Below are 550 nucleotides of genomic sequence, written 5' to 3'. Positions count from 1 at the left end.
CTCCGCTGGTAATTCGCCCGTATGGTTCTCACTTTCCGGTGACTTCAATAATTTCCTCGTGGAAATGAAAGAAATGCGCAGAGCTTTGGCGAAAAATCCTGACAAGAATGAAATGGATTTTATGGTCTCCAAACTTTTGAAAGAATACAACCATATGATCCGTAATTATAATATGATCGGTGCCACGCGTTCCTGATCAGACAGGGGGAGTGTATGCTTGCGTATTACTTCCCTCTGCCGCTACAAGTATAGCGCAAACATAACCCTGTTTTTGTTAAGAGGAAAAGACTGTGGATCTGGTGGTCAAACACATAGGCGATAATGTTTATCAGGCCGAATTTGGTGACAAAAAATGGCGTTGTGCAGTCGGTCCGAATGGTATCCGTTCAGACAGTTGTGAAGGCAGCGGTAAAAGTCCTGCCGGTCGCTGGCCGCTGCGTCAGTTATTCTATCGCGCAGACCGTACAGAAAAGCCGGTCAGCCACCTGAAATCCACGATCATTGCCGAGGATATGGGATGGTGCGATGCCCCTTCTGATCCTGAATATAA

General features: G+C 46.5%; 1 protein-coding gene and 1 pseudogene. Both read left to right on the top strand.

Annotation, left to right across the window (positions count from 1 at the left end):
- Positions 1-196 (top strand): YiiG family protein (locus HBA93_RS18110; protein WP_221724224.1); only part of this gene is annotated, 196 nt, incomplete at its 5' end.
- 94 nt (positions 197-290) lie between these two features.
- A pseudogene (locus tag HBA93_RS18105) lies at positions 291-550 on the top strand (L,D-transpeptidase family protein); the annotation flags it as partial.

It is taken from the genome of Ochrobactrum sp. SFR4, from assembly GCF_019730395.1.
In the GTDB taxonomy this organism is placed as follows: domain Bacteria; phylum Pseudomonadota; class Alphaproteobacteria; order Rhizobiales; family Rhizobiaceae; genus Pseudochrobactrum.
This window is presented reverse-complemented; position numbering and strand designations above follow the sequence as displayed.